Origin of the sequence: Streptomyces sp. NPDC057854 (assembly GCF_042797055.1) — a bacterium.
Lineage (GTDB): Bacteria > Actinomycetota > Actinomycetes > Streptomycetales > Streptomycetaceae > Streptomyces.
The window spans coordinates 105009-127112 of sequence record NZ_JBHVMF010000015.1; the positions used below are offsets into that span (position 1 = coordinate 105009).

Annotated in this window: 17 protein-coding genes and 1 pseudogene; 5 read left to right on the forward strand and 13 right to left on the reverse strand. The window is 74.2% G+C overall.

The annotated features are described in order from the left end of the window. Positions 1 to 28 precede the first annotated feature (28 nt). The 4 genes from ACFVQZ_RS22035 to ACFVQZ_RS22050 form a co-directional block, all read right to left on the reverse strand. The gene (locus tag ACFVQZ_RS22035; protein WP_030495827.1) at positions 29 to 688 is read right to left on the reverse strand and encodes a hypothetical protein; all 660 of its coding nucleotides are present in this window, start codon (positions 686 to 688) and stop codon (positions 29 to 31) included. Positions 689 to 850: 162 nt separating this feature from the next. Further along, positions 851 to 3184, reverse strand: a complete 2334-nt coding sequence (locus ACFVQZ_RS22040) for a sodium-translocating pyrophosphatase (protein WP_030495826.1) — start codon at positions 3182 to 3184, stop codon at positions 851 to 853. 289 nt (positions 3185 to 3473) lie between these two features. After that, positions 3474 to 3935, reverse strand: a complete 462-nt coding sequence (locus ACFVQZ_RS22045; protein ID WP_030495825.1) for an ATP-binding protein — start codon at positions 3933 to 3935, stop codon at positions 3474 to 3476. Positions 3936 to 3938: 3 nt separating this feature from the next. Beyond that, positions 3939 to 4292, reverse strand: coding sequence for an STAS domain-containing protein (locus tag ACFVQZ_RS22050; RefSeq protein ID WP_030495824.1), 354 nt, complete (start codon positions 4290 to 4292; stop codon positions 3939 to 3941). A 108-nt stretch (positions 4293 to 4400) separates the two neighbouring features. Between ACFVQZ_RS22050 and ACFVQZ_RS22055 the strand changes: the two genes are divergently transcribed. Then, a complete protein-coding gene (locus tag ACFVQZ_RS22055) occupies positions 4401 to 6950 on the forward strand; it encodes a DEAD/DEAH box helicase (RefSeq protein WP_383625109.1) in 2550 nt (849 codons plus the stop codon). 40 nt (positions 6951 to 6990) lie between these two features. Here ACFVQZ_RS22055 and ACFVQZ_RS22060 read toward each other — a convergent pair. From ACFVQZ_RS22060 to ssd, 7 genes and pseudogenes are all read right to left on the reverse strand, one after another. Continuing rightward, positions 6991 to 7428 (reverse strand): annotated as a pseudogene (locus tag ACFVQZ_RS22060) (Rv3654c family TadE-like protein); the annotation flags it as partial. Beyond that, positions 7314 to 7706 (reverse strand): TadE family type IV pilus minor pilin, encoded by a 393-nt coding sequence (locus ACFVQZ_RS22065; protein ID WP_383625112.1) that lies wholly within the window; start codon positions 7704 to 7706, stop codon positions 7314 to 7316. The gene ACFVQZ_RS22065 and the pseudogene ACFVQZ_RS22060, both read right to left, overlap by 115 nt. Next, the gene (locus ACFVQZ_RS22070) at positions 7693 to 7917 is read right to left on the reverse strand and encodes a DUF4244 domain-containing protein (RefSeq protein WP_030495821.1); all 225 of its coding nucleotides are present in this window, start codon (positions 7915 to 7917) and stop codon (positions 7693 to 7695) included. Before ACFVQZ_RS22070 ends, ACFVQZ_RS22065 begins: the two co-directional genes overlap by 14 nt. A 54-nt stretch (positions 7918 to 7971) precedes the next feature. Next, positions 7972 to 8790, reverse strand: coding sequence for a type II secretion system F family protein (locus ACFVQZ_RS22075; protein ID WP_383625117.1), 819 nt, complete (start codon positions 8788 to 8790; stop codon positions 7972 to 7974). Then, positions 8780 to 9649 carry a type II secretion system F family protein gene (locus ACFVQZ_RS22080; RefSeq protein WP_383625120.1) on the reverse strand — a complete coding sequence of 290 codons (870 nt, stop codon included), beginning with the start codon at positions 9647 to 9649 and terminating at the stop codon, positions 8780 to 8782. Before ACFVQZ_RS22080 ends, ACFVQZ_RS22075 begins: the two co-directional genes overlap by 11 nt. After that, the gene (locus ACFVQZ_RS22085) at positions 9646 to 10866 is read right to left on the reverse strand and encodes a TadA family conjugal transfer-associated ATPase (protein ID WP_321192982.1); all 1221 of its coding nucleotides are present in this window, start codon (positions 10864 to 10866) and stop codon (positions 9646 to 9648) included. The genes ACFVQZ_RS22080 and ACFVQZ_RS22085 overlap by 4 nt, the downstream gene beginning before the upstream one ends. After that, positions 10863 to 11996 carry a septum site-determining protein Ssd gene (gene ssd, locus ACFVQZ_RS22090; protein ID WP_051788007.1) on the reverse strand — a complete coding sequence of 378 codons (1134 nt, stop codon included), beginning with the start codon at positions 11994 to 11996 and terminating at the stop codon, positions 10863 to 10865. Before ssd ends, ACFVQZ_RS22085 begins: the two co-directional genes overlap by 4 nt. A 462-nt stretch (positions 11997 to 12458) precedes the next feature. Between ssd and ACFVQZ_RS22095 the strand changes: the two genes are divergently transcribed. Next, a complete protein-coding gene (locus ACFVQZ_RS22095; RefSeq protein ID WP_030495816.1) occupies positions 12459 to 13316 on the forward strand; it encodes an HAD-IB family hydrolase in 858 nt (285 codons plus the stop codon). A 333-nt stretch (positions 13317 to 13649) separates the two neighbouring features. On the opposite strand, the gene ACFVQZ_RS22100 is transcribed toward ACFVQZ_RS22095, so the two are convergent. Next, entirely contained in the window at positions 13650 to 14468 is an 819-nt protein-coding gene (locus ACFVQZ_RS22100) for a Fic family protein (RefSeq protein ID WP_030495815.1), read from the reverse strand. Between the two features lie 102 nt (positions 14469 to 14570). Here ACFVQZ_RS22100 and ACFVQZ_RS22105 point away from each other — a divergent pair, with 102 nt between their 5' ends. Then, on the forward strand, positions 14571 to 15554 hold the full coding sequence (locus tag ACFVQZ_RS22105; RefSeq protein WP_030495814.1) for an ATP-binding protein: 984 nt from the start codon (positions 14571 to 14573) through the stop codon (positions 15552 to 15554). 116 nt (positions 15555 to 15670) lie between these two features. Here ACFVQZ_RS22105 and ACFVQZ_RS22110 read toward each other — a convergent pair whose 3' ends face one another. Further along, a complete protein-coding gene (locus ACFVQZ_RS22110) occupies positions 15671 to 16990 on the reverse strand; it encodes a lipoprotein (protein ID WP_036415371.1) in 1320 nt (439 codons plus the stop codon). A 250-nt stretch (positions 16991 to 17240) separates the two neighbouring features. Here ACFVQZ_RS22110 and ACFVQZ_RS22115 point away from each other — a divergent pair, with 250 nt between their 5' ends. Both ACFVQZ_RS22115 and acs read left to right on the forward strand, forming a co-directional pair. Further along, positions 17241 to 19769, forward strand: coding sequence for a SulP family inorganic anion transporter (locus ACFVQZ_RS22115; protein ID WP_383625128.1), 2529 nt, complete (start codon positions 17241 to 17243; stop codon positions 19767 to 19769). A gap of 136 nt (positions 19770 to 19905) precedes the next feature. Continuing rightward, positions 19906 to 21918 carry an acetate--CoA ligase gene (gene acs / locus ACFVQZ_RS22120; protein WP_383625131.1) on the forward strand — a complete coding sequence of 671 codons (2013 nt, stop codon included), beginning with the start codon at positions 19906 to 19908 and terminating at the stop codon, positions 21916 to 21918. Positions 21919 to 22104: the final 186 nt, after the last annotated feature.

Sequence of the window (22104 nt, forward strand, 5' to 3'; positions counted from 1 at the left end):
TCGGGGCGCCTGGTGGCCGGCGAAGGGCTTACGACTCCGGGGAGCCGGAGGACGTGGGCTTCGGCGCGGCCGAGGCGGCGGCCGACGCCGTGGCGCCCGCCTTCGGGGAGGCGGAGGCCGAGCCGGACGGCGTCCTCGGCACCGACGGCGTCGGCTTCTGGCAGCCCGGCTGCTTGGCCATGGCCTGGCCCAGTTCGCCGTTCTCCAGGCTGGCCAGCGCGTTCTGGTCCATCTTCTCGATCTTGGTGAGGCCGTCGGCGACGTCCTTCAGGCCCTCGGCGAACTTCTGCTGGTTCGTCGGGTCCAGCGCGTCGACCTGCTTCTTCAGCCCGTCGTAGGCGAGGGCGGTCGCGTTGAGTTCCTTGACGACGTCCTTCTGGACCTGCTCGCCGTTCGCGATCGGCGGGACGCCCGCGCTCTCCACGGCCTTGGCGAGCGCCCGGTCGGCGTCGGCGATGTCCTTGAACGCCTTGGAGTCCGCGGCCTGGATCTCCGCCGGACGGCTGTCCGCCGCCGTCGAGATGATGATCTGGTGGGCGTCGGCCCGCTTCTGGATCTGCGGCTTCGCCTGGTCGCAGAACGACTTGGCCCAGTCGTTGGCCTTGTCGCCCTCGTCCTCGCTGCAACCGGACAGCACGAGCACCAGTACCGCACCGCCGGACAGCGCGGCCGCAAGCTTCTTGTTCACCGGATCGGTCCCTTCCAAGACTCTCGGCCCCGGAACATACACGCCGCGCGGACGACTTCCACCTTTCGTACGACGGATTCCTCCCGTGTTGAATCCGTTTGAACCAAGCGGCGCCGGGCTTCCGGGCACCTGGCGCGCCCGCGGAATGAGACGGACGCCACGTCAGGCGACGGTCACCGCGCGCCGTTTGGAGGCACGGACGGCGACCGCCACCACGAGCAGCGCGAGGACGGCGATCCCGGCCCGCACCCACGCGTTCGCGTCCTCGCCGTAGCCGAACTTCACCACCGCCGGGGCGATCAGCAGCGCCACCAGGTTCATCACCTTCAGGAGCGGGTTGATCGCCGGCCCCGCGGTGTCCTTGAACGGGTCGCCCACCGTGTCGCCGATCACCGTCGCCTCGTGCGCGGGGCTGCCCTTGCCGCCGTGGTGCCCGTCCTCGACCAGCTTCTTCGCGTTGTCCCAGGCGCCGCCGGAGTTCGCGAGGAAGACGGCCATCAGCGCCCCGGTGCCGATCGCCCCGGCGAGGTACGCGCCGAGCGGTCCGACGCCGAGCGCGAAGCCGACGGCGATCGGCGCGGTGACCGCGAGCAGCCCGGGCGTGGCGAGCTCGCGCAGCGCGTCCTTGGTGCAGATGTCGACGACCCGTCCGTACTCGGGGAGTTCGCTGCCGTTCATGATCCCGGGGTGCTCGCGGAACTGCCGCCGCACCTCGTACACCACCGAACCTGCCGACCGGGACACCGCGTTGACGGCCAGTCCGGAGAAGAGGAAGACGACGGAGGCGCCGAGGATCAGCCCGACGAGGTTGTTGGGCTGGGAGATGTCCAGGGAGAGGGTCATCTCGCCGGCCTTCGCGCCGACCTCCGCGACCGAGGTGGCGATGGCGTCGCGGTAGGAGCCGAAGAGCGCGGCGGCGGCGAGGACGGCGGTCGCGATGGCGATGCCCTTGGTGATCGCCTTGGTGGTGTTGCCGACCGCGTCGAGCTCGGTGAGGACCTGCGCGCCGGCGCCCTGGACCTCGCCGGACATCTCCGCGATGCCCTGCGCGTTGTCGGCGACCGGCCCGAAGGTGTCCATGGCGACGATCACGCCGACGGTGGTGAGCAGTCCCGTCCCGGCGAGCGCGACCGCGAACAGCGCCAGCATCACGGAGGCGCCGCCGAGCAGGAAGGCCCCGTAGACGGAGAGGGCGATCAGCAGCGCCGCGTACACGGCGGACTCCAGGCCGATGGCGACGCCGGCGAGGACAACGGTCGCGGGGCCGGTCAGCGCGGACCTGCCGATGTCCTGGACGGGCCGGCGGTTGGTCTCGGTGAAGTAGCCGGTGAGCCGCTGGATGAGTGCGGCGAGCAGGATCCCGATGGCGACGGCGGCAAGCGCGAGGACCCGCGGGTCGCCGTCATGCCCGGCCAGTCCGGGCTCGGTGACGCCGGCCAGGTCCGCGTAGGACGACGGCAGGTAGACGAAGGCGGCGACCGCGACGAGCACGAGGGAGACGACCGCGGAGACGAAGAAGCCGCGGTCGACGGCGCGCATCCCGCCGCCGTCGGAGTGCCGGGGGGAGACGGAGAGGATGCCGATGACGGCGGTGAGGACCCCGATCGCGGGCACGATCAGCGGGAAGACCAGGCCGTGGTCGCCGAAGGCCGCCTTGCCGAGGATGAGGGCGGCGACCAGGGTGACGGCGTACGACTCGAAGAGGTCGGCGGCCATTCCCGCGCAGTCGCCGACGTTGTCGCCCACGTTGTCGGCGATGGTGGCGGCGTTGCGCGGGTCGTCCTCGGGGATGCCCTGTTCGACCTTGCCGACCAGGTCGGCGCCGACGTCGGCGGCCTTGGTGAAGATGCCTCCGCCGACCCGCATGAACATGGCGATGAGGGCGGCGCCGAGGCCGAAGCCCTCCAGCACCTTGGGCGCGTCGGCGGCGTAGACGAGGACGACGCAGGCGGCGCCGAGCAGTCCGAGCCCGACCGTGCACATGCCGACGACGCCACCGGTACGGAACGCGATCCGCATCGCCCGGCGCGCGGCCTCCGCGGGCTCCCGCCCGGGCTCGCCGGGCGAGGGGGCGGCCTCCCGCGCCGCCGCCGCGACCCGGACGTTGGCCCGCACGGCCAGCCGCATCCCGACGTACCCGGTGACCGCCGAGAACAGCGCCCCGACCAGGAAGAACAGCGACCGCCCGGCCCGCTGCGACCACGAGTCGGCGGGCAGCGCGAAGAGGAGGAGGAAGACGACGACGGCGAAGAGGCCGATGGTACGCAGCTGGCGGGCGAGGTAGGCGTTGGCGCCCTCCTGCACGGCGGCGGCGATCCGCCGCATGACCGGGGTGCCCTCGTCGGCCTTGAGCACCTGGCGGCTGAAGAGCCGGGCGGTGACCAGCGCGGCGAGGGCGACACCGGCGACGACGGCGACGATCGTCCGGTTCCCGCTGGTGAGCACCGCGGCGGCGAGGGCGGCGGGGTCCTGGACCACTTCCGTTTCCGGATACATGGGCACGGATCATAAGCACCCGAACCACCACGAACCGCCGTCCGGCGGCGGCACCCCGCAGGAATCCATCGATTGCCCGCGAGCACAGCCCGACCCCGCCCCGAGCACGCCCCCAGCACGCGCCGAGCACGCGCCCCGCCGCGCGACTGAGGCCCTGCCGTCGTCTCCGTCCGCCCCGCAGTCCTGGACACAAGCGAAGAGGCCCCGCCGTCAGGGCGGGGCCTCTTCGCGTGTGTCTCTTCGGTACGTCTCCGCGGTACGTCCTCGCGGGACGTCTCCGGGGGCGCGGTCAGGACAGGACGTCCGCGTCCGCCTCCGCCGGGGTGGTGGGCCAGGTCATGCGGATGGTGCCGCCGTCCTCGCCGGCGGTCACCTCGACGTCGTCGACGAGCCCGCGGATCACCGCGAGCCCCATCTCGTCCTCACCGCCGCCCTCGGAGTCCTCGGCGGCCTCCGCCGGGGACTCGGCGCGCGCGCCGGGCACCCCCGCCGCCCGCGCACCGGGCACCTCGTCACCGACCTCGATGGAGAACGTCTTCTCCTCCTCGGTCAGCACGACCCGGATGGGCGTGGTGAGACCGCTGCCGCGGTGCAGCCCGACGGCACGGGAACACGCCTCGCCGACGGCGAGCCGCACCTCGTCGAGAACCGCCTCGTCCACCCCGGCCCGGCGGGCGACCGCCGCCGCCACCAGGCGGGCGGTACGGACGTGCTCGGGCTGGGCGCTGAAGCGGAGTTCAACGGTGGCCATGGGTCAGTCGACCGCGTTGACGGCCTCGTCGACCGAGGTGTGGATCGGGAAGACCTTGGTGAGGCCCGTGATCCGGAAGATCTTGAGAATGCGCTCCTGGTTGCAGACCAGGCGCAGCGAGCCCTCGTGCGCGCGCACCCGCTTCAGGCCGCCCACGAGCACGCCGAGGCCGGTGGAGTCGAGGAAGTCCACTCCCTCCATGTCGACGACCAGGTGGTAACTGCCGTCGTTCACCAACTCGACCAACTGCTCGCGCAGCTTGGGCGCGGTATAAACATCAATCTCGCCACCGACCTGGACGACCGTACGGTCGCCGCCAGCTCCGGGCACAGTGCGAGTCGACAGGGACAGGTCCACGGATCCTCCAGCACCTTGCTATCGGGCGTTCGACCCCTCGGATCTCCCGGACGGGAGTCGGAGAACGAATCGCCAGCCGCGATGGCATTCAATCACTTACCAGCAGCCATGCACGACGCCTTGGAAGCATTGTCCGTCACGCCGGTGACACACTCGGTGCCGATGGCCAAGAATCAGCGCACCGCTCGACCCGCCGGGGACACGGGCAGCCGCCCCTCCCCGCACCGGGTCCTCGAACGGCTCACCTCCGGCGAGAGCCGGGCCGCGCGCATCACTCATATGGAGCACATGCCCGCCCGGGCGGGCCGTCATGCCGTCTGGCCGGACCGCATCCGCTCCGAGGTGATCGCCGCCGTCCGGGACGCCGGGATCGAGCACCCCTGGGCCCACCAGGCCGAGGCCGCCGAGCACGCCCTCGACGGCGAGTCGGTGGTGATCGCCACGGGCACCGCCTCGGGCAAGTCGCTCGCCTACCTCGCCCCCGTCCTCTCCACCCTCCTCGACGGCGCGGAGGCCCCGAACGGGCGCGGCGCGACCGCCCTCTACCTCGCCCCCACCAAGGCCCTCGCCGCCGACCAGCGCCGGGCCGTCCGCGAACTCGCCGCCCCGCTCGGCACCCGGATCCGCCCCGCCGTCTACGACGGCGACACCCCGGTCGAGGAACGCGAGTGGGTCCGCCAGTACGCGAACTACGTCCTCACCAACCCGGACATGCTGCACCGGGGCATACTCCCCTCCCACCCCCGCTGGTCCTCCTTCCTGCGCTCCCTCCGCTACGTCGTCATCGACGAGTGCCACACCTACCGCGGCGTCTTCGGCTCCCACGTCGCCCAGGTCCTGCGCCGGCTGCGCCGGGTGTGCGCCCGGTACGGCTCCGATCCGGTCTTCCTCCTCGCCTCCGCCACCTCCGCCGACCCGGCCCGCGCCGCCGGCCGCCTCACCGGCCTGCCCGTCACCGAGGTCTCCGACGACGCCTCCCCGCGCGGCGAACTGGTCTTCGCCCTGTGGGAACCGCCCCTCACCGACCTGCACGGCGAGCGCGGCGCGCCGGTCCGCCGCACCGCCACCGCCGAGACCGCCGACCTGCTCACCGACCTCACCCGGCAGGGCGTCCGCTCGGTCGCCTTCGTCCGCTCCCGGCGCGGCGCCGAACTGATCTCGGTGATCGCCCAGGAACGGCTCGCCGAGACCGACCGGGCCCTCGCCCGCCGGGTCGCCGCCTACCGCGGCGGCTACCTGCCCGAGGAGCGCCGCGCCCTGGAGCGGGCCCTGCACTCCGGGGAACTCCTGGGCCTCGCCGCCACCACGGCCCTGGAGCTGGGCGTGGACGTCTCCGGTCTCGACGCGGTCCTCATCGCCGGCTACCCCGGCACCCGGGCCTCGCTGTGGCAGCAGGCCGGCCGGGCGGGCCGCTCCGGCGAGGGCGCCCTCGCCGTCATGGTCGCCCGCGACGACCCGCTGGACACCTTCCTCGTCCACCACCCCGAGGCGATCTTCGACCAGCCGGTCGAGTCGACCGTCCTGGACCCCGACAACCCGTACGTCCTCGCCCCCCATCTCTGCGCCGCTGCGTCCGAACTCCCCCTCACCGAGGCCGACCTGGCCCTCTTCGGCCCCGCCGCCCCCGGCCTCATGCCCCAGCTGGAGGCGGCCGGGCTGCTGCGCCGCCGCAGCGGCGGCTGGTACTGGACCCGCCGCGAGCGGGCCGCCGACCTCGCCGACATCCGGGGCGGCGGCGGCAACCCCGTCCGGATCGTCGAGGAGGGCACCGGCCGGCTCCTCGGCACGGTCGACGAGGCCGCCTCCCACACCGCCGTCCACGAAGGCGCCGTCCACCTCCACCAGGGCCGCACCTACCTGGTGAGGAAGCTGGACCTGGAGGACTCCGTGGCCCTCGTCGAGGAGGCCGTCCCGCCGTACTCGACCACCGCCCGCGACACCACCTCCATCCGCGTCCTGGAGACCGACACCGAGATCCCCTGGGGCGCGGGCCGCCTCTGCTACGGCTCCGTCGAGGTCACCAACCAGGTCGTCTCCTTCCTGCGCCGCCGGCTGATCACGGGCGAGGTGCTGGGCGAGACCAAGCTCGACCTGCCGCCCCGCACCCTGCGCACCCGGGCCGTGTGGTGGACGGTCACCGAGGACCAGCTCGACGCCGCCCGGATCACCCCGGAGATCCTCGGCGGCGCCCTGCACGCCGCCGAGCACGCCTCCATCGGCATGCTGCCGCTCTTCGCCACCTGCGACCGCTGGGACATCGGCGGCGTCTCCGTCCCGCTCCACCCGGACACCCTGCTGCCGACGGTCTTCGTGTACGACGGGCACCCGGGCGGCGCCGGGTTCGCCGAGCGCGCCTTCCACACCGCCCGGGCCTGGCTCGCCGCCACCCGCGAGGCGATCGCCTCCTGCGAGTGCGAGGCGGGCTGCCCGTCCTGCATCCAGTCCCCCAAGTGCGGCAACGGCAACGACCCCCTCCACAAACGCGGCGCCGTCCGCCTCCTCACCGAACTCCTCCGCGAGGCACCGGAGGTTGGGGCGCCGGGGGGTGGGGCACCGGAGGGTGAGGCACCTGGGGCTGAGGCGTCGGCGGATGTGCCTCCGGGGGCTGTGGCGCCGGAGGGTGCGGCGCCGGCGCGGCGGGACCCGCACGGGCCCTGACCGCGGGGGCCCAGAGGCCCCGGACGACCCGCGTCGTCACCTCCGCCTCCGCGCCGGCCAGCCCGCACTCGACCAGCTCGGCCCCCTGCGCGGCGGCGACCCGTCCGGCCGCCGCGCACGCCACCTGCTCGCCCCACAGCACCCGGTCGGCGGCGGCGAGGGCGGCGAGATCGGCGGCGCCGCCCGCCCGGTGCCGGACGGCCACCGCCTGCCCGAGCGCCAGCACGGCCCCGAAGACCACGCACAGCGCGCAGACGGCGAAGGCCGTCCAGACGGTCGCGGCCCCCCGGTCCCCGTCCCGGCGCCTCCCGCCGGCCGCCGCGCCCCGCACCCCCTCTCCGCGTCCCCCTCCGCGTCCCCGGCTCACGCCGCTCCACCTCCTCCCACCGTGTCCTCGGCGAGCGCCGCCGCCCCGGCCCGCAGGGTCATGCCCAGACCACCGGGACCGGGCGCCGCCGCCTCCACCGTCACCCGCCACAGATCCCCCTCACGCGCCACCGCCACCCGGGCACCTTCCGGCGCGGCGGCCCGGGCGGCGGCGGTCACAGCCGCCACCGGCTCCGAACGGGCCGCCGCCCGCGCCCCGGCCCTCGCCGCGTCCACGCACCGGATCTGCGCGGCGGACGCGGCCAGCGCCCACAGCAGCGCCATCGCGAAGAGCGCGAGCGCCGGCAGCACGATCGCCGCCTCCACGGTCACCGACCCCCGGTCCCGGGCCCGCCGCGCCCCGGCCCCGGACCGGTCAGAACGGCGCATCGAGCGCCTTCGTGACCATCGACTCCAGGGCGCCCGCGACACTGCCGCCGGTCATGACCTTGTAGAACATCACCGCCACACCGGCGGCCGTGAGCAGCCCCAGCGCGTACTCGACGGTGCTCATCCCGCTGTCGGTCCGCAGTGCCGCCCGCCGGGTGGCCCAGAACGCCCCCAGCGCCTTCCGCGCCCGCTCGTACGTCGTCTTTCCCATGACATCGCTCCCCTTCATTCCGCTCGTTCCGTTGGTTCGTTCGTGTGTCGTCCGTCAGCCGCCGAGCAGGCCCGAGGCCAGGCCGATCACCACGGGGGCCACCCCGACCGCGAGGAACGCGGGCAGGAAGCACAGCCCCACGGGTGCGCTGATCAGCACCTGGGCCCTGCGGGCCCGCGCGGCGGCGGTGCGGGCGCTCGCCGCCCGCAGCCCGGCCGCGTGCCGGGCGACCGCGTCCGCGGCGGGCGCCCCGGAGGCGCCGGCCCGCTCCATGCAGCGGGCGAGGCCCTCGGCGCCCGGTATCGCGCCGAACCTCCCCCACACCTCGGCCGGATCGCCGCCGAGCCGCAGTTCGGCGGCGGTCCGCAGCAGCCGTTCACCGAGCGGCCCGCCCATCGACCGGCCCACGGCCTCCGCCGCCTCCGCCGGACCGGCACCGGCCGAGGCGCAGGCGGCCAGCAGGTCCGCCGCCTCGGGCAGCCGCCGTACCGCCTCCCGTTCCCCGGGCGGCACCCGGGAGGCCGCGGTCCGCCGCATCCACCACCGGGCACCGAGCACTCCGCCCGCGCCCGCCGCGAGCGCCGCCGGCCATCCGAGAAACAGCCCCGAGCCGAGCACGCCTCCGGTGACCGCGGCCCGCACCGGCCCCGGCACCTCCCGCACCGCGCCCGCCAGGCGCGCCCAGGCCCGGGTCACCCGCCGCGCGGCGGACGCTCTCCCGAACCGCCCGTCCCGCCCGGCCGGCGTCAGGCCGTCGAGCCGCCGCCGGGTGCCCCGCGCCCGCCGTACCCGCTCCAGCCGGAACCACAGCCGGACGGCCAGCCAGCAACCGAGCAGCAACAGCGGTGCGAGGTCCGTCAGTTCACTCCTCATCGCCGCCCCCTCCCCGTACGATCCGGCCGGCCCACCACAGACCTGCGGCCTCCAGTGCGCAGCCCAGGAGGAGGCAGATCGCCCCGGCGGGGGTGTGGAGCAGGATCCGCAGCGGTTCGGCGCCGAGGGCCGCTCCCATGCCGAGACCGGCCAGCGGGAGGGCGGCGAGCACGGCCACCGTCGCCCAGGCTCCGGCCAGTTCGGCCCGCAGCCCTTCGCGCCGCTCGTGCCGTTCGCGGAGGGCCGCCTCCAGCCGGTCGAGCCCGGCGGCGAGGCCGGCCCCGCTGTCGACGGCCACCTGCCAGCAGGCCGCCAGACCCGCGAGCCCCTCGGCCCCCTCCCTGCGAGCCGCCGCCCGCAGGGCCTCCGGCACGTCGCCGCCGAAGCCGACCGCGGCCAGCACCCGTGCCTCCTCCGGGCCGAGGGCGCCGGAGCGGCGGGCCGCGTAGGCGAGGGCGGGCCCCGGCTGCCGGCCGGCCCTCAGCTCGCCGCCGGCGGCCTCGCACAGCGCCACCACCCGTCCGGCCAGCGCCTCCCTCTCCTCGCGCCGGCGGGCGGCCCGCAGCCTGCGCCGCACCAGCGGAACGGCCACCGCCCCCGCCGCCAGCGGCAGCGGCGACTCCCCCAGCAGCGCGACGAGACCCGCCGCCGGCAGGCACAGCCATTCGGGCCGTCCCCGGGCCGCCGCCCACCACCGCGCCACCGCCCGCCGCGCCCTCCCCCGGCCCGCGTACGCCCCGCCTGGCCCGAGGAGCAGGGCCCCGGCCCGCCGCACGCCCCGCCGCCGCCAGGCGGCCTGCCGCACGGCGAGCAGACCGCCCGCCACCGCACACAGCACGGAGCCCCACGCGGCCGTCACGCGACACCTCCGACCAGCGCGCGCAGCCGGGGCCAGCCCCGCTCGTGCCGGAAGCCGTCCGCGCCCCACCGGAGCGCGGGCACCGTCCGCACCAGACCGGCCCGGTCCCGCTCGAGTACATGGATCTCGGCGATCCGGCGCCGCCCGTCCCGGTCCCGGACGAGGTGCAGCACGGCGGACAGTCCGGCGCCCAACTGGCTGTGCAGGGCGGCCCGGTCGAGTCCGGCGGCCGTGCCGAGCGCCTCCAGCCGGGCGGGCACGTCGGTCGCCGTGTTGGCGTGCAGCGTCCCCGAGCCGCCCTCGTGGCCGGTGTTGAGGGCCGCCAGCAGATCGACGGCCTCGCCGCCGCGCACCTCGCCGACCACCAGCCGGTCGGGCCGCATCCGCAGGGCCTGGCGGACCAGGTCCCGCAGGGTGACGAGCCCGGCGCCCTCCTGGTTCGGCGGCCTGGCCTCCAGGCGCACCACGTGCGGATGGTCCGGGCGCAGCTCGGCGGAGTCCTCGGCGAGGACGATCCGCTCCCGCTCACCGACCAGGCCGAGCAGGGCCGCGAGGAGCGTCGTCTTGCCGGTGCCGGTGCCCCCGCTCACCAGGTACGACACCCGGGCGTCGATCAGGGCGCGCAGCACCCGGTCGCCGCCGGGCGGCACGGTCCCGGCCGCGGTCAGCTCCTCCAGGGTGAAGGCACGGGGGCGCATCACGCGCAGCGACAGGCAGGTGGAACCGACGGCGACGGGCGGGAGGACGGCGTGCATGCGGGTCCCGTCGGGCAGCCGCGCGTCCACCCAGGGCCGGGCGTCGTCGAGACGGCGCCCGGCGACCGCCGCCAGCCGCTGGGCGAGCCTGCGTACGGCCGCGGCGTCGGCGAACACGACCGGCGCCCGCTCCAGGCCGGCACCCCGGTCGACCCACACCCGGTCGGGTGCCGAGACGAGCACGTCGGTGACGTCGGGGTCGGCCAGCAGGGGCTCCAGCGGTCCCGCGCCGGTCAGTTCGGAGCGCAGCTCCTCGGCGGCGCCCAGCACCTCGGCGTCCCCCAGCAGCCGGCCCTGGGCCCGCAGGGCCGCCGCGACCCGGGCCGGGGTCGGTTCGGCGCCGCTGGCCGCGAGCCGCTGTCGCACGGCGTCGAGCAGCCCGGTGCCGCCCGCCCGCGCGACCGGCCCGGCACCGTGCGGGGCGGCCGCCGTCCCCGTCTCCAGCGCGCCCGTCCCCGTCATGCCGCACCCCCGGCGGGCAGCGCGCGCTCCCAGAACGCGGCGCAGAAGCGGCCGAGCGGTCCGCGGGGCTCGGCGCCCGGCGGGGCGCCGGCGTCCTGGTCCGCGACGATGCCGGGGTCGTAGGGGAGTTCGCCGGCGAGCGGCAGCCGCAGCGCGTCGGCGACCCAGCGCTCGTCGAGGCCCGCCGCGTACGGCCCCCGGACCACGGCGCGGAGATCGCGCACGAGCAGGGAGAGGGTGTCGGTGATCCGGTGGGCCGCGGCGACCGCCCGCAGCTCGCCGGGGACGACGAGGAGGCCGAGGTCGAGCTGGGCCAGCACCTCGGCTCCGGCCTCGTCGACGGCGCGCGGCAGGTCGGCCACGACGACCCCGCCGCGGCGGCGGGCCGCCGCGAGCACGGACCGGACCGCGTCGGGCGGCACGGCGGCGGTGGGCTCCCGGCCCCAGCTGAGCACCCGCACGCCCCGGGCGGCGGGCAGCGACTCGTCCAGGGCGCCGCCCGCGAGCCGCCCCTTCGATGCCGCGAAGTCGCCCCACCGGCGCCCCTCCTCCCGTTCCGCGCCGAGCAGCACGTCGAGCCCTCCGCCGAGCGGGTCGCCGTCGACGAGCAGGGTCCGCCGGCCGGTGCGGGCGGCGGCGAGCGCGAGCCCGCAGGCGAGGGTGGAGGCACCGGCTCCGCCCCGCCCGCCGACGACGCCGACGGTCAGCGCCGTCCGGCCGACGCCCTCGGCGGCGTCGGCGATCCGGTCGACGAGCAGCGCCTCCGCGCCCGGCAGCCGCAGGACGCTGTCGGCGCCGATCTCGACGGCGAGCCGCCACACCGCCGGATCGTCCTGGGCCCGCCCGACGAGGACGACGCCGGGCCGCCGTGTGGCGCCCCGGCAGCGGGCCGCCACGTCCTCCCCGACCAGGACGAGCGGCGGGTCGCTCCAGCTCGCCCGCCGCTCGGGCACCCGGTGGTGCACGTCGGGCTCGACGCCGGCCGCGGCGCACAGCCGCAGCAGATCGTCGAGGAGGACGACGTCCTCGGTGACGATCAGCGGGCCGGGCCCGCGCAGTCCTTCCCCGTCCCGCGCCGCGCCCTCGCGCGCCCCGCCGTCGTGTTCGGCTCCGCCCGTGCGGGAAACCATCGGCTCCTGCATCGCGCACACCCCTCTCGTGATTCCGGTCGGCCGCGAACTTCGCGACGGGAATCACGGTGAGGCCGCCGGGGAAATCGTGCGGAGGCCCACCAAAAACTGTGGACAAACCACCGCCTGTGAATAACTCGACCACCCGTCCGAGGACTGCCCGGAACGCGATCCGCCGGTTACGGTGAGTGACAAGCGAAGTGCTCGGCGGTCCGGGGGCGGCCGGCCGCACGACGACACGAGAGAGAGGAGCGAGCGATGGCTCAGCGCGGAAAAACGGGTCCGGACATGCGACGACCCCCGCCGGGGGGGAGAGCGGGGGTCGTCTCTCCGGCCGACTCGGGGGGGGAGGAGCCGGTCCGGGTTAGCACGGTCGCGAACGATCCGTGACTTCCATGGTGTACCCGAGAGCCTTCTCAGGCAAACCCACGCGCCCCAGCGTACGCCGAATGGCGGGCACCTATGCTCAGCGTTGTGGAAAACCACTCCTTGCCGCGCGCAGCCGCGTTCTTCGACCTGGACAAGACGGTCATTGCGAAGTCTTCGACGCTGACCTTCAGCAAGTCCTTCTACCGGGGCGGACTGATCAGCCGCCGCGCCGCCCTGCGGACGGCCTACATCCAGTTCGTGTTCCTCGTCGGCGGAGCCGATCACGACCAGATGGAGCGGATGCGCGAATACCTTTCCGCGCTCTGCAAAGGCTGGAACGTGGCCCAGGTCAGGGAACTCGTCGCCGAGACCCTGCACGACCTGATCGACCCGATCATCTACGACGAGGCGGCCTCCCTCATCGAGGAGCACCACGCCGCCGGCCGTGACGTCGTGATCGTGTCCACCTCCGGTGCCGAGGTGGTCGAGCCGATCGGGGAGATGCTCGGGGCCGACCGGGTCGTCGCCACCCGGATGGTGGTCGGCGAGGACGGGTGCTTCACCGGCGAGGTGGAGTACTACGCCTACGGCCCGACGAAGGCCGAGGCCGTGCGCGAGCTGGCGGAGTCGGAGGGGTACGACCTGTCCCGCTGCTACGCCTACAGCGACTCGGCGACCGACATCCCGATGCTGGAGGCGGTCGGGCACCCGTACGCGGTCAACCCGGACCGGACGCTGCGCCGCGAGGCGACCGCCCGGGAGTGGCCGGTGCTGGTGTTCAACCGTCCCGTGCGGCTCAAGCAGCGGCTGCCCGCGTTCCGGATGCCGCCCCGGCCGGCGCTCATGGCTGCGGCGGCCGTGGGTGCGGCGGCGGCCACCGCGGGGCTGGTCTGGTACGCCACCCGCCGGCGGCACCGGGCCGTGGCCGCGGCGGCTCTCGCGGGGCACTGACCGCTTGCCCGGGTTTCACCCGATCCGGAAAGCGGGCAAAGAAGCGGATCCACCACTTTCGCTTACCGGCGGACAGGAGTAGAAAGGAATCAGGCCCGCGAGACCTGGGACATCCGAGAGGATCACCTGTTGAGCATCAAGGCCCCACGGACCTGACGCACAAAAACCTGGCACCCACGCGACGTCGACCCGTCGATTACGGGCCAGCCGCACCAGGCGAAGGGCAAAGTACCCCGCCTGATGGGCACATATCGAGGACGCTTGGTAACTGGGTGGACGTGCCAGCGGCGGTACTGATTTCTCCGGTACCGCCGCAACCCATGTCGGGGGTTCTCAGGCCGCGCCGCGCTGGAGCGCCTCGCAGACGGCGGTCGACTCGCGGACACCGAGCTCGACCGAGCGCCCGCAGTGCGTGATCCACGCGCCGACGCCCTCCGGGGTGCCGGACAGGTACCCCTCGAAGGCGGCCAGGTAGGCGGCCCGGCCCTGTTCGGCGTGGCCGACCTCGGCGGGGCAGATGCCCTTCGGGTCGAGGCCGCTGCCCTCCAGCACGATCCGCTCCGCGGTGCGGGCGACCAGGCCGTTGTGCGAGGTGAAGGGGCGCAGGGCGAGGAGTTCGCCGTGGACGACGGCGGAGACGACCAGCGCGGGGGCCTCGCTGCCCGCGACGACGAGTTCCGCCAGGCCGTCGAGCCGGGCGGCGACCTCGTCGGGGCCGGGCAGGGGGGCCTCGATCAGCGGTTCGGTCACGGCTTCGCCGGCCTGCCGGGGGCGGCCCGTCGAGTCCTGGTGCTCGCCCGCGGCGACCAGATGGAGCCGGGCCAGGACGCGGAGCGGCGACTGGCGCCAGATGGAGAGCAGTTCGCCCGCCTCGGCGCTCAGCCGGAGGGCGGCGCCGACGGTGCGGGCCTCGGGGTCGGCACTGAAGTCGGTCCGGCGGCGGACCTCCTCCAGGGCCCAGTCGGCGCCGGCCAGCGCTGCCGAGCCGCGGGCGCCGCGGAGCGCAGCCTCGTGGGCGATCTCGTTGCTGCGGCGGCGCATCACACGGTGGCCGTAGACCCGGTCGACGGCCTTGCGTACGGAGTCCACCGCGTCGGCGACGCCCGGCAGGGAGCCGAGGGCGGCCAAGGGGTCAGAGGCGTGCGTACTCATAGGTAAGGAGGCTACGCGCCCCCGGGGCCCGCCCCACGATGGAGTGGTCTTCTTCATAGAGCTTGACCACTAAGCGCGTTCATGCCACTACGCTAGGTGAACATGAAGATCGCTTTCGTCGGGAAGGGCGGCAGCGGCAAGACGACGCTGTCCTCGCTCTTCGTCCGCCACCTCGCCGCCATCGAGTCTCCGGTCGTCGCCGTCGACGCGGACATCAACCAGCACCTGGGGGCCGCGCTCGGCCTCTCCGAGGCGGAGGCCGCCGCGCTGCCCGCGATGGGGGCGCACCTGCCGCTCATCAAGGAGTACCTGCGCGGCAGCAATCCGCGGATCGTCTCCGCCGAGACGATGATCAAGACGACACCGCCCGGGGAGGGTTCGCGGCTGCTGCGGGTCCGTGAGGACAACCCGGTGTACGAGGCGTGCGCCCGGCCGGTCCGGCTCGACCCCGGCGAGGTGCGGCTGATGGCGACCGGGCCGTTCACCGAGGCGGACCTCGGCGTGGCCTGCTACCACTCGAAGGTCGGCGCGGTGGAGCTGTGCCTCAACCACCTGGTGGACGGGGCCGGGGAGTACGTGGTCGTCGACATGACGGCGGGCTCGGACTCGTTCGCGTCGGGCATGTTCACCCGCTTCGACATGACCTTCCTGGTCGCCGAGCCCACCCGCAAGGGCGTCTCGGTGTACCGGCAGTACAAGGAGTACGCGCGGGACTTCGGCGTCGCGCTGAAGGTCGTCGGCAACAAGGTGCAGGGGCCGGACGACCTGGACTTCCTGCGCCAGGAGGTCGGCGACGACCTGCTCGTCACGGTCGGCCACTCGGACTGGGTGCGCGCGATGGAGAAGGGCCGGCCGCCGCGCTTCGAGGAGCTGGAGCCGGAGAACCACGAGGCCCTGCGGACCCTGCGGGAGGCGGCGGACGACACGTACGCGCGGCGCGACTGGCAGCGGTACACAAGCCAGATGGTCCACTTCCACCTGCGCAACGCGGAGAGCTGGGGCAACGCGAAGACCGGGGCCGACCTGGCGGCGCAGGTCGACCCCGACTTCGTCCTCGGCGAACCCACGACCGCCGGCGTCCACTGACCCACCGGGCCGGCCGGACCCACTCGGCCGCAGGCCCGCCCGGCCTCGGCCCCGCCGCCGCAGGCCCGCCCAGCCGCGGGCCCGGCGGCTGCGGGCCCGCTCGACCGCCGACCCGGTCAGCCGCGGGTCGGCTGCTTCGGGGCCTGGGGGGCGGCGGGGGCGGCCGGCTGGGGGGCGAGGAAGGCGGGCCAGCCGCCGGCGGGGGCCTCGCCGACCTTCAGGGTGCGCATCTTGGCGATGACGGCGGGATCCTGGGCGTCGAGCCAGTCCGCGAGCTGGCGGAAGGAGACGCACTTGACGTCCTTCTGGACGCAGACGGTGGCGATGGTCTCCTCGATGGCGCGCATGTAGGTGCCGCCGTTCCAGGACTCGAAGTGGTTGCCGATGATGACCGGCGCCCGGTTGCCCCGGTACGAGCGCTCGAACGCCTGGACGAGGCCGTCCCGCATCTGGTCGCCCCAGTAGCGGTGCATGCCGGGGTCGCCCTGGGTCGTGCCGGGCGACTGGTTGACCAGGAAGTTGTAGTCCATGGCGAGGGTCTGGAAGGCGCGGCCGGGCACCGGGACGAGGTGCATGGACAGGTCCCAGAGGCCGTGGTCCTTCTCCGGCCAGATCTGGTCGTTGACGCCGCTGGTGTCGTAGCGGAAGCCGAGCTCGGAGGCGGCCTTCACGAAGTTCTTCCGGCCCTCCAGGCAGGGCGTGCGGGCGCCGACGAGCTCCTTGTCGTAGTCGAAGGGCAGCGGCTGCTCGGCGCGCAGGCCGGCGTTGGTCTTCCAGTTCTTGACGAAGGACTTGGCCTGCTGGATCTCGCTCTTCCACTCCTCCACGGACCAGGTGCCGACGCCGCCCTCGGCGCCGCAGAAGTGCCCGTTGAAGTGGGTGCCGATCTCGTTGCCCTCCAGCCACGCGCCGCGCAGTTCGCGGACGGTGTCACGGATGCCCTCGGTGTCGTTGAAGCCGATGTCGGAGCGGCCCGCGGAGTGCTTCGGCGGGTCGTACATCGCCCGCTTCTCCTCGGGCAGGAGGTAGACGCCGCTGAGGAAGTACGTCATGGTCGCGCCGTACTTCTTGCCGACCTTCCGGAAGTGCGAGAAGAGCTTCTGGCTGTCCTCGCCGGCGCCGTCCCAGGAGAAGACGACGAACTGCGGCGGGGTCTCGCCGGGCTTCAGCTTCTTCCACACCGGCTGGTGCGGCTGGGCGCCGGTGTAGGCGGTGGAGCCGTCGCCGATCAGGCGGACCTGGTTCTGCGGCGCGGCGGCGGGGCCCTTCTTCGCCCCGGCGCCGGCGCCGGCTCCCGCGCCGGGGGCGCCCTCGGTGCCGGCGGCGGGGGAGGACGGCTCCGAGCAGCCGGCCAGCCCGCCGATCAGGGCGACGGTGAGGGCGCCGGCGGCCAGCGTCCTCCTCCGGAACGTACTTCCTCGCACAGCGGCTGACATCCGCCACCTCTCTTCTCCGACGGGCTTCGGCGGGGGGATCGGCGGGGTTCTCCGCCGGACGACCGAGCGGCGTCAACCTCGCACCGGAGCGGCCGGAACGATGAAACGACAAGCGGCGGGGCGCCGTCCGTTCACCGGAATCGGTGAACCATTGCCCTGTTTGCCCCGAAAATAATGCCGGAGTCTTTACTCTCCATTACGATTCGTTTACTCAGAGTTGAGGTACCCGTTCGGCCCCGGAGGAGACCGGATGACCCTCTGCACCCCTGCCCGCACCACCAACCGGCCCCGCGTCCAGCGGCCCCACAGCCCGCCCGGCGGTCGCCGCTTCCGTCCCGCCGGCGCGGACGTCTCCGCGTCGATCGCCGTCTTCCTGATCGCGCTGCCGCTCTCGCTCGGCATCGCCCTCGCCACCGGAGCCCCGCTCCAGGCCGGCCTGGTCGCCGCCGCCGTCGGCGGTCTGGTCGCCGGCCGCTTCGGCGGTTCCCCGCTCCAGGTGAGCGGACCCGCCGCCGGCCTCACCGTCGTCACCGCCGAGCTGATCCAGCGGTACGGCTGGCGCACCACCTGCGCCATCACGGTCCTCGCCGGACTCTCCCAACTGGCCCTGTCCGCGCTGAGAGTGGCCCGCTCGGCACTCATGGTGTCGCCCGCGATCGTGCACGGCATGGTGGCCGGCATCGGCGTCACCATCGCCCTGGCGCAGCTGCACATCGTCCTCGGCGGCACCCCGCAGAGTTCCCCGGTGGCCAACGCCCTCGGGCTGCCCGCCCAGTTGGCGGACGTCGGCCCGGCCTCGCTCGCCATCAGCGGGTTCACCATCGTCGTCCTGCTCGGCTGGCCCCGGCTGCCGGGCCGCGTGGGCGCGCTGGCCCGGAAGGCGCCGGCCGCGCTGATCGCCGTCGGCGGCGCGACCGTGCTCGCGGTGGCCGCCGGGCTCTCCGTGCCCCGCGTCGACCTGCCGTCCTGGAGCAGCCACGCGCTGCCCGGACTGCCGGAGGGGCCGGTCCTCGGCATCGCCGCCGGCGTCCTGACCATCACCCTGGTCACCAGCGTCCAGTCGCTGCTCTCCGCCGTCGCCGTCGACCGGCTCGTCGCCGCCCGCCCGGACCGCGGCGCGGGCGTCCCCCGCTCCGACCTCGACCGCGAACTGGCCGGCCAGGGCGCGGCCAACGTGGTCTCCGGGGCGCTCGGCGGCCTCCCGGTCGCCGGGGTCGCGGTCCGCAGTGTCGCCAACGTGTCGGCGGGTGCGGTCAGCCGGGCCTCCACCATGCTGCACGGCCTGTGGATCGTGCTGGCCGCGCTGCTGCTGGTGCCCGCCATCGACCTGATCCCGCTGGCCGCGCTGGCCGCGCTGGTCATGGTGGTCGGCATCCAGATGGTGAGCATCACCCACATCCGTACGGTCACCCGGCACCGCGAGGTCGTCGTGTACGCGGTGACGCTGACCGGCGTCGTCCTGGTGGGCCTGCTGGAGGGCGTCGCCCTCGGCATCGCCGTCGCGGTCGCGGTCGCGCTGCACCGGCTGACCCGCACCCGGATCACCCGGGAGGACCGGGACGAGCGCCCGCTGCTGCGGGTGCGCGGCCAGCTGACCTTCCTCGCGGTGCCGCGGCTGAGCCGGGCACTGCACCAGATCCCCCGGGGCACGGACGTGACCGTGGAGCTGGACGGCTCCTTCATGGACCACGCCGCGTACGAGACGCTGAACGACTGGGCCTCCGGCCATCTGGCGCACGGCGGCACGGTCGAGCTGACCGGCCCCACCGGCGGCCATATCACCGGCTCCTCCGGCTCCTCCGGCTCCTCCGCCCCTTCCGCCCCCGAGCCGGACGCCGACCCCGACTCGGATCACCCGTCGGACCGCGACTCCGCCCCCGCCACGGAGTCCGGCGGCCCCGGTACGGGCCATGCCGCGAAGGCGCGCGCCGCGGCCCACCCGGGTCCGGAGGACGCCTGCTGCCGGCCCTGGACGCCGTGGCACAACCACCGGTGCGCCGAGCTGCCCGCGCCGCAGCCCACCCCGGCCGCCGCGGACCCCGCGGCCGGCGAACCCGCCGCCCCGGCGGCGGAGGAGCCGCAGCGCCCGACGGGGCATCAGCTGGCTCACGGCATCGGCAAGTTCCAGCGGAACACCGCGCCGCTGGTCCGGGACGAGCTGGCCCGGCTGGCCCGGGAGGGCCAGAGCCCGTCGCAGCTCTTCCTCACCTGCGCCGACTCCCGGCTGGTCACCAGCATGATCACGTCGAGCGGCCCCGGCGACCTCTTCACCGTGCGCAACGTGGGCAATCTGGTGCCCCTGCCCGGCGAGGAGAGCGGGGACGACTCGGTGGCGGCGGCGATCGAGTACGCCGTGGACGTGCTCCGGGTGCAGTCGATCACCGTCTGCGGCCACTCCGGCTGCGGCGCCATGCAGGCGCTGCTCGGCGCCGCCCCCGACGCGCCGGCGACCCCGCTGCACCGCTGGCTGCGGCACGGCAGACCGAGCCTGGAGCGGATGGCGAGCCGCCGGCACGCGTGGGCGCGGATCTCCGGACGGCTCCCGGCGGACGCGGTGGAGCAGCTGTGCCTCACCAACGTCGTCCAGCAGCTGGAGCACCTGCGGGCGTACGAGTCGGTGGCGCGGCGGCTCGCCGACGGCAGCCTCACCCTGCAGGGGATGTACTTCCACGTGGGAGAGGCGCAGGCGTACCTGCTGTCCGACGCGGACGAGGGGCGCGGGTACGACGCCGTCTTCCACGGCGTCCCGCCGGCTGCCCTGGCCGCCCGCGCGTCCTGAACCTTTCCCGGACCGCCTCCGTGAGAGTGTGTGGCCCCTTCTCCCTCCGCTCGGGACGAAGGGGCCACCGCCGTCAAGACGCTCACAGGTCTAAACCAATTGCCCGGAGGCTCTTGTCACCCGGGGCATCGGGCTGATGAGCTATGACGCGGGACACATACGCACAGAGGACGCCCTGGGAAAGGGAGATGTCGTGAGCAACGAGAGCCTGGCCAATCTGCTCCGGGAAGAGCGCCGTTTCGCGCCGCCCGCCGAGCTGGCCGCGCACGCCAACGTGACGGCGGAGGCGTACGAGCAGGCCGAGGCGGACAGGCTGGGCTTCTGGGCCGAGCAGGCCAAGCGCCTGACCTGGGCCACCGAGCCGACCGAGACCCTCGACTGGTCGAACCCGCCGTTCGCCAAGTGGTTCGCCGACGGCGAGCTCAACGTGGCGTACAACTGCGTCGACCGGCACGTCGAGGCCGGGCACGGCGACCGGGTCGCCATCCACTTCGAGGGCGAGCCGGGCGACAGCCGCGCGATCACCTACGCCGAGCTCAAGGACGAGGTCTCCAAGGCCGCCAACGCCCTGACCGAGCTGGGCGTCCGCAAGGGCGACCGGGTCGCCGTCTACCTGCCGATGATCCCCGAGGCCGCGATCACCATGCTGGCCTGCGCCCGCGTCGGCGCCGCCCACTCGGTCGTCTTCGGCGGCTTCTCCGCCGACGCCGTCGCCTCCCGCATCCAGGACGCCGACGCCAAGCTGGTCGTCACCGCCGACGGCGGCTACCGCCGCGGCAAGCCGTCCGCGCTCAAGCCGGCCATCGACGAGGCCGTCGCCAGGTGCCCGCAGGTCGAGCACGTCCTCGTGGTCCGCCGCACCGGCCAGGACACCGCCTTCACCGAGGGCCGGGACGTCTGGTGGGACGACATCGTCGGCCGCCAGTCCACCGAGCACACCCCCGAGGCGTTCCCGGCCGAGCACCCGCTCTTCATCCTGTACACCTCGGGCACGACGGGTAAGCCGAAGGGCATCCTGCACACCTCCGGCGGCTACCTCACCCAGGCCGCGTACACCCACCACGCCGTCTTCGACCTCAAGCCGGAGACCGACGTCTACTGGTGCACCGCCGACATCGGCTGGGTCACCGGCCACTCGTACATCGTCTACGGCCCGCTCGCCAACGGCGCCACGCAGGTCATGTACGAGGGCACCCCGGACACCCCGCACCAGGGCCGGTTCTGGGAGATCGTGCAGAAGTACGGCGTCACCATCCTGTACACGGCGCCGACCGCGATCCGCACGTTCATGAAGTGGGGCGACGACATCCCCGCCAAGTTCGACCTGTCCAGCCTGCGCGTGCTGGGCTCGGTCGGCGAGCCGATCAACCCCGAGGCGTGGATCTGGTACCGCAAGCACATCGGCGCCGACCGCTGCCCGATCGTGGACACCTGGTGGCAGACCGAGACGGGCGCGATGATGATCAGCCCGCTCCCCGGCGTCACCGAGACCAAGCCGGGCTCCGCCCAGCGCCCGCTCCCCGGCATCTCCGCCACCGTCGTCGACGACGAGGCGAACGAGGTGCCGAACGGCGGCGGCGGCTACCTGGTGCTCACCGAGCCGTGGCCGTCGATGCTCCGCACCATCTGGGGCGACGACCAGCGTTTCATCGACACCTACTGGTCCCGCTTCGAGGGCAAGTACTTCGCCGGCGACGGCGCCAAGAAGGACGACGACGGCGACATCTGGCTGCTCGGCCGCGTCGACGACGTCATGCTCGTCTCCGGCCACAACATCTCGACCACCGAGGTCGAGTCGGCGCTCGTCTCCCACCCGGCGGTGGCCGAGGCGGCCGTCGTCGGCGCCGCCGACGAGACCACCGGCCAGGCGATCGTCGCCTTCGTCATCCTGCGCGGCACCGCCAGCGAGGACGACGCCCTCGTCGCCGAGCTGCGCAACCACGTCGGCGCCACCCTCGGCCCGATCGCCAAGCCCAAGCGGATCCTCCCGGTGGCCGAGCTGCCGAAGACCCGCTCCGGAAAGATCATGCGCCGGCTGCTGCGCGACGTGGCGGAGAACAGGGAGCTGGGCGACGTCACCACGCTGACCGATTCGTCGGTTATGTCGCTCATTCAGACCAAGCTGCCGGCCGCGCCCAGCGAGGACTGACGACACCACGACCGCACGGAAAGGCCCGCCCCGACACCCCGGGGCGGGCCTTTCCGCGTCCACCCCCCGCCCCCCTGCCGCCGCGCCGAAAGCCGCATATCTTCCTAAAGTGATCCTCGCCGGACACACCTCGGGCTCGTTAGGTAAAGTAAAGAACGCGTCAGGAACGCGACAGAAAGACCTAGG

Bases quoted from the DNA above. Each gene is read 5' to 3' on its own strand.
- ACFVQZ_RS22040 (WP_030495826.1), bottom strand. From the start codon at position 3,184: ATGTATCCGGAAACGGAAGTGGTCCAGGACCCCGCCGCCCTCGCCGCC.
- ACFVQZ_RS22045 (WP_030495825.1), bottom strand. From the start codon at position 3,935: ATGGCCACCGTTGAACTCCGCTTCAGCGCCCAGCCCGAGCACGTCCGT.
- ACFVQZ_RS22055 (WP_383625109.1), top strand. From the start codon at position 4,401: ATGCACGACGCCTTGGAAGCATTGTCCGTCACGCCGGTGACACACTCG.
- ACFVQZ_RS22065 (WP_383625112.1), bottom strand. From the start codon at position 7,706: ATGCGCCGTTCTGACCGGTCCGGGGCCGGGGCGCGGCGGGCCCGGGAC.
- ACFVQZ_RS22070 (WP_030495821.1), bottom strand. From the start codon at position 7,917: ATGGGAAAGACGACGTACGAGCGGGCGCGGAAGGCGCTGGGGGCGTTC.
- ACFVQZ_RS22075 (WP_383625117.1), bottom strand. From the start codon at position 8,790: ATGAGGAGTGAACTGACGGACCTCGCACCGCTGTTGCTGCTCGGTTGC.
- ACFVQZ_RS22085 (WP_321192982.1), bottom strand. From the start codon at position 10,866: ATGACGGGGACGGGCGCGCTGGAGACGGGGACGGCGGCCGCCCCGCAC.
- ssd (WP_051788007.1), bottom strand. From the start codon at position 11,996: ATGGTTTCCCGCACGGGCGGAGCCGAACACGACGGCGGGGCGCGCGAG.
- ACFVQZ_RS22095 (WP_030495816.1), top strand. From the start codon at position 12,459: ATGCTCAGCGTTGTGGAAAACCACTCCTTGCCGCGCGCAGCCGCGTTC.
- ACFVQZ_RS22100 (WP_030495815.1), bottom strand. From the start codon at position 14,468: ATGAGTACGCACGCCTCTGACCCCTTGGCCGCCCTCGGCTCCCTGCCG.
- ACFVQZ_RS22105 (WP_030495814.1), top strand. From the start codon at position 14,571: ATGAAGATCGCTTTCGTCGGGAAGGGCGGCAGCGGCAAGACGACGCTG.
- ACFVQZ_RS22110 (WP_036415371.1), bottom strand. From the start codon at position 16,990: ATGTCAGCCGCTGTGCGAGGAAGTACGTTCCGGAGGAGGACGCTGGCC.
- ACFVQZ_RS22115 (WP_383625128.1), top strand. From the start codon at position 17,241: ATGACCCTCTGCACCCCTGCCCGCACCACCAACCGGCCCCGCGTCCAG.
- acs (WP_383625131.1), top strand. From the start codon at position 19,906: ATGAGCTATGACGCGGGACACATACGCACAGAGGACGCCCTGGGAAAG.